The 5,158-nt window shown below is 69.2% G+C and carries 5 protein-coding genes; 2 read left to right on the forward strand and 3 right to left on the reverse strand.

Features of this window, described 5'->3' with window-relative positions:
- Window positions 1–253: 253 nt before the first annotated feature.
- The 3 genes from AB0937_RS38320 to thyX form a co-directional block, all read right to left on the reverse strand.
- The gene (locus tag AB0937_RS38320) at window positions 254–1,939 is read right to left on the reverse strand and encodes a ribonuclease J (RefSeq protein ID WP_366718813.1); all 1,686 of its coding nucleotides are present in this window, start codon (window positions 1,937–1,939) and stop codon (window positions 254–256) included.
- Between the two features lie 155 nt (window positions 1,940–2,094).
- The gene (dapA, locus tag AB0937_RS38325; protein WP_366718815.1) at window positions 2,095–2,994 is read right to left on the reverse strand and encodes a 4-hydroxy-tetrahydrodipicolinate synthase; all 900 of its coding nucleotides are present in this window, start codon (window positions 2,992–2,994) and stop codon (window positions 2,095–2,097) included.
- Window positions 2,995–3,205: 211 nt separating this feature from the next.
- Window positions 3,206–3,946 carry an FAD-dependent thymidylate synthase gene (thyX, locus tag AB0937_RS38330; RefSeq protein WP_366718817.1) on the reverse strand — a complete coding sequence of 247 codons (741 nt, stop codon included), beginning with the start codon at window positions 3,944–3,946 and terminating at the stop codon, window positions 3,206–3,208.
- A 176-nt stretch (window positions 3,947–4,122) separates the two neighbouring features.
- Between thyX and AB0937_RS38335 the strand changes: the two genes are divergently transcribed.
- Window positions 4,123–4,362 (forward strand): hypothetical protein, encoded by a 240-nt coding sequence (locus AB0937_RS38335; RefSeq protein WP_366718819.1) that lies wholly within the window; start codon window positions 4,123–4,125, stop codon window positions 4,360–4,362.
- A gap of 112 nt (window positions 4,363–4,474) precedes the next feature.
- On the forward strand, window positions 4,475–5,029 hold the full coding sequence (locus tag AB0937_RS38340; protein ID WP_366718821.1) for a hypothetical protein: 555 nt from the start codon (window positions 4,475–4,477) through the stop codon (window positions 5,027–5,029).
- Window positions 5,030–5,158 lie beyond the last annotated feature (129 nt).

The following is a 5,158-nucleotide window of genomic DNA, read 5'->3' on the forward strand; positions in this document are numbered from 1 at the left end:
ACTCTATCAGATCTTTCCGATCCGATTTCCTCGGTGCTTTCCAGGTTCCCGCTTCCGCGTTTCCCTTTCCGGCGGTTCCGACTTTATCAGAAGTTCTGAGTCGGAATTTCCTTCCCGGCCGGGCATGGTCACCGTGCCTGAGTTGGCCCGGGTGCCCCGTCGGGAGGAGTTGTAAACCTACTGGAGCGGGGCGCCTCGATGCAAATCGAGGCGCCCCGCTCCCAGTTGGCGCGAACTCAGGCCCGACGGGCCGTCAGACCTCCACGACCACAGGCAGGATCATCGGGCGGCGCCGGTAGGTGTCGGAGACCCACTTGCCCAGCGTGCGGCGCACGAGCTGCTGGAGCTGGTGGGGTTCCACCACGCCGTCCTGGGCGGAGCGTTCGAGCACCTCCGTGATCCTGGGGGCCACGTCCCCGAAGGCGGAGTCCTCGATGCCGGAGCCACGGGCCTGGATGTGCGGGCCGCCGGTGATCTTGCCGGTGGACGAGTCGATGACCACGAAGACCGAGATGATGCCCTCGTCGCCGAGGATCTTGCGGTCCTTGAGGGCCGGCTCGCCCACGTCACCGACCGAGAGGCCGTCGACGTAGACGTATCCCGCCTGGACCTTGCCGGAGATCTTCGCCTTGCCCTCGATGAGGTCGACGGCCACGCCGTCCTCGGCGATGACGATGCGGTCGTGCGGGACGCCGGTCAAGGCGCCCAGCTCGGCGTTGGCCCGCAGATGGCGCCATTCGCCGTGCACCGGCATCAGGTTCTTCGGGCGGCAGATGTTGTAGAAGTACAGCAGCTCGCCCGCCGAGGCGTGGCCGGAGACGTGGACCTTGGCGTTGCCCTTGTGGACCACGTTGGCGCCCCAGCGGGTGAGGCCGTTGATCACGCGGTAGACCGCGTTCTCGTTGCCGGGGATCAGGGACGACGCCAGGATCACCGTGTCGCCCTGGACGATGCGGATCTGGTGGTCGCGGTTGGCCATGCGGGACAGGGCCGCCATCGGCTCGCCCTGGGAGCCCGTGCAGACCAGGACCACCTCGTTGTCCGGGAGGTCGTCGAGCGTCTTGACGTCCACGACGAGGCCCGGGGGGACCCGCAGATAGCCCAGGTCCCGTGCGATGCCCATGTTGCGGACCATGGAGCGGCCGACGAAGGCGACGCGGCGGCCGTACTCGTGTGCCGCGTCCAGGATCTGCTGGATGCGGTGCACGTGGCTGGCGAAGCTCGCGACGATGATGCGCTTGCGGGCGCCGGCGAAGACCTGCCGCAGGACGTTGGAGATCTCCCTCTCGGGCGGGACGAATCCCGGCACCTCGGCGTTGGTCGAGTCCGAGAGGAGGAGGTCGATGCCCTCCTCGCTCAGGCGTGCGAACGCGTGGAGGTCCGTGAGGCGGCTGTCCAGCGGGAGCTGGTCCATCTTGAAGTCGCCGGTGTGGACGGCCATGCCCGCAGGCGTGCGGATGGCCACGGCCAGCGCGTCCGGGATGGAGTGGTTGACCGCGATGAACTCGCAGTCGAAGGGGCCGATGCGCTCGCGGTGCCCCTCCGCCACCTCGAGGGTGTAGGGGCGGATGCGGTGCTCCTGGAGCTTGGCCTCGATGAGGGCGAGGGTCAGCTTGGAGCCGATCAGCGGGATGTCCGGCTTCTCCCGCAGGAGGAAGGGGACGCCGCCGATGTGATCCTCGTGCCCGTGCGTGAGCACGATGCCCTCGATGTCGTCGAGGCGGTCCCTGATGGACGAGAAGTCCGGCAGGATCAGGTCGATTCCGGGCTGCTCCTCCTCGGGGAAGAGCACTCCGCAGTCGACGATCAGCAGGCGGCCGCCGAATTCGAAGACCGTCATGTTCCGGCCGATCTCGCCGAGGCCGCCGAGCGGGGTGACACGCAGGCCGCCTTCGGGGAGCGGCGGGGGCGTGCGGAGTTCAGGATGCGGATGACTCAAAAGACTCTCCTCACCACGCACGCCACGTACCGGTGGGGCACGTGGCGCGCGTGACGTTCGTGCAGAAGCAGTTGTCTGTGTGGGATGCGCGGGCACCGGTGGCCCGCTTATTCAGTTGTGAAGCAGGTGCGCGGGGGTCCGCGCGAAGTCTGATGTCAGAGCTGTACCCCGCCGGCAGCAAGATCGATCTTGAGTTGCTCGATCTCCTCGGGCGCGCATTCGACCATGGGCGCGCGCAGGGGCCCGGCGGGCAGTCCTTGCAGGGCGAGCGCCGCCTTGGTCGTCATCACGCCCTGGGTGCGGAACATGCCCGTGTAGACGGCGAGCAGCTTCTGGTGGATCTCGGTGGCCTTCTGGACGTCGCCCGAGGTGTACGCCTCGACCAGGGCGCGCAGCTCGGGGGTGACGACGTGCCCGACGACCGAGACGAAGCCGACCGCGCCGACCGAGAGCAGGGGCAGGTTCAGCATGTCGTCGCCGGAGTACCAGGCGAGGCCGGAGCGGGCGATGGCCCAGCTGGCGCGGCCGAGGTCGCCCTTGGCGTCCTTGTTGGCGACGATCCGGGGGTGCTCGGCGAGGCGGACGAGCGTCTCGGTGCTGATCGGGACGCCGCTGCGGCCGGGGATGTCGTAGAGCATCACGGGGAGGCCGGTGGTGTCGGCGATGGCCGTGAAGTGCCGGTAGAGGCCTTCCTGAGGCGGCTTGTTGTAGTACGGCGTCACGACGAGCAGGCCGTGTGCGCCGGTGCGCTCCGCCGCCCGGGCGAGTTCCATGCTGTGGTGGGTGTCGTTGGTGCCGACTCCGGCCACCACGTGGGCGCGGTCGCCGACCGCCTCCAGGACCGCCCGTACGAGATCCGCTTTCTCCGCGTCGCTGGTGGTCGGGGACTCGCCGGTGGTGCCGTTGATGACCAGGCCGTCGTTGCCTGCGTCCACCAGGTGGGCGGCGAGTCGCTGCGCGCCGTCGAGGTCGAGTGCGCCGTCCGCCGTGAAGGGCGTGACCATGGCGGTGAGGACCCGCCCGAAGGGGGTCTGCGGAGTCGAGGTCGGAGCCATGGGTTACACGCTACTCGTTGCTCAGGACCGGGTCTGCCCGCGGGGCAGGCGACAAGTCGCGACAAAGGTGGAGCCCGGCACTGCCTGCTCGGGGGTTCAAGCAGTGCCGGACCCGTTTGATCAGGCTAGATGAACTTCGCTAAATGCCGCAATACGGACACTTCACGCGGCTGAACCGTACATCTGTACCTGATCGGGGAACCGGGGCGCGTTACGGCGCCACGCGTCCGTTCGCGTTGAAGGCGGCGTAGGTGAGCGGCATGAGCCGTGACCACTCCTCCTCCAGCTTCTCGCCGACCATCTCGATCTCGCGCTGCGGGAAGGACGGCACCTTCGCCAGTTCGTGCTGGGTGCGCAGGCCGAGGAAGTGCATCAGCGAGCGGGCGTTGCAGGTGGCGTACATCGACGAGTACAGGCCGACGGGGAGGACGGCGCGGGCCACCTCGCGGGCGACGCCGGCGGCGAGCATCTCCTGGTAGGCCTCGTACGCCTGCCGGTACGAGTCCTCCATCACACGGCCGACCAACTCCTGCTGGGCCTGGGTGCCCTCGACGAAGACGTACTTGCCCGGGCGGCCCTCCTGGACCAGCTTGCGGGACTCGTCGGGGACGTAGAACACGGGCTGGAGCTCGCGGTAGCGGCCGCTCTCCTCGTTGTACGACCAGCCGACGCGGTGCCGCATGAACTCGCGGAAGACGAAGATCGGAGCGCTGATGAGGAAGGTCATCGAGTTGTGCTCGAAGGGGCTGCCGTGCCGGTCCCGCATCAGGTAGTTGATCAGGCCCTTGGAACGCTCGGGGTCCTTCTTCAGCTCGTCCAGGGACTGCTCGCCCAGGGTCGAGACCCGGGCCGCGAAGAGGACGTCCGCGTCGGATGCGGTGTGCTTGACCAGCTCGACGGTGACGTCGCTGCGGTAGCTGGGTTTGAGGTCGTCGGCGGGGGTGTCGGTCACGGTTGGCAGGGCCTTCCCATCTCGTCGTGTGGCGACGCCACTCTACGGCCCGGCCGATTCGGCGCGATCGGTGCCGTGCCGCAATGAAGTCGGTGAAACAGGGCACCTCTGAGGGAGTTCGTTCGTCTCTACAGACGAAAGTGATCCGTTCCACCCTTGAAGGAGACGTACCCCTGATGTTCGGTCGGCGTGAACCCGTACCGTTTGCCTTCGTCGCCGAGGCCGACAGGTTCCGCAGCAATGTCACTCCCCCGCCGCGCGAGCGGTCGTCGCTCGGTGAGATGGCCGGGCGTTGGCTGCTGGGGCTCACCATCGTGGCGGGGCTCGTGGGGTCCCTGGTCATCGGGACGCCCGCGCTGACGCCCGACAGGACGGCTGATCAGCCTCAGCAGTCCCAGGCGTCCGAGAGGCGCTGAACCGCACCGCACCGACGGTGACTCCATCCGGCCCCCCACCGGTGGTGACCGGGGACACAGATCGGTAGCCTCACCGGGCACAGCCCACGCATGGATCGAGTGAGGACCCGCCGTGCCCCTGCCCTTCCTGACGGCCGACCGCGTTTTCGAGGCGGCGGACGACGTTCCGTTGCCCTACGAGGACCGTGACCGCTGGCGGCGTCCGTACCGGCCCGGGCCGTGGCGCATCGTGGTGGCCGCCCTCGCGCTGCTGCTCGCCTCGTTCGTGCTGTTCGCGACGGTCATCATCGCCGCGACGGCCCAACTGGCCTCGGCCGCCCTGGTGTTCGCCCTCGCGCTGCTCGTCATCGCGGCGGCGCTTCGGCTGCTGCGCATGGGCGTGTGGGTCAGCGCACGGGGGCTGCGGCACGTCGGTTTCCTCACGACGCGTACGGCGTCCTGGGAGCAGGTCGTCTCCGTGCGTACGGTGCAGCAGCCGGTGCGCTGGCTGAACCTGCCCCGGACGGTGCAGGGCCAGGCTCTGCTCCTCGGACGCCAGGGCCGGGACGACACGGGGCCGGTGTCGATCATGACGACGCACAACGCGGATTTCCTGGGCCGCGCGGAGGCCTTCGACCGGGCCGCGGACTCGGTCGAGGCGTGGGCCGAGGAGTACGGCCCGCGCTGACGCCCTCCGCCTTCCTCATGCCGGTGGGGGGGGGCGGGGGGGGCCCCCCCCCCCCCCCCCCCCAGCGGGGGTGGGGGGCACGCGCGCCCGGGGCGGGGTTGGGGGGGGGGGGGGGGGGGCGCCGGGCTC

This window comes from Streptomyces sp. NPDC047880 (assembly GCF_040706515.1).
In the GTDB taxonomy this organism is placed as follows: Bacteria; Actinomycetota; Actinomycetes; order Streptomycetales; family Streptomycetaceae; genus Streptomyces.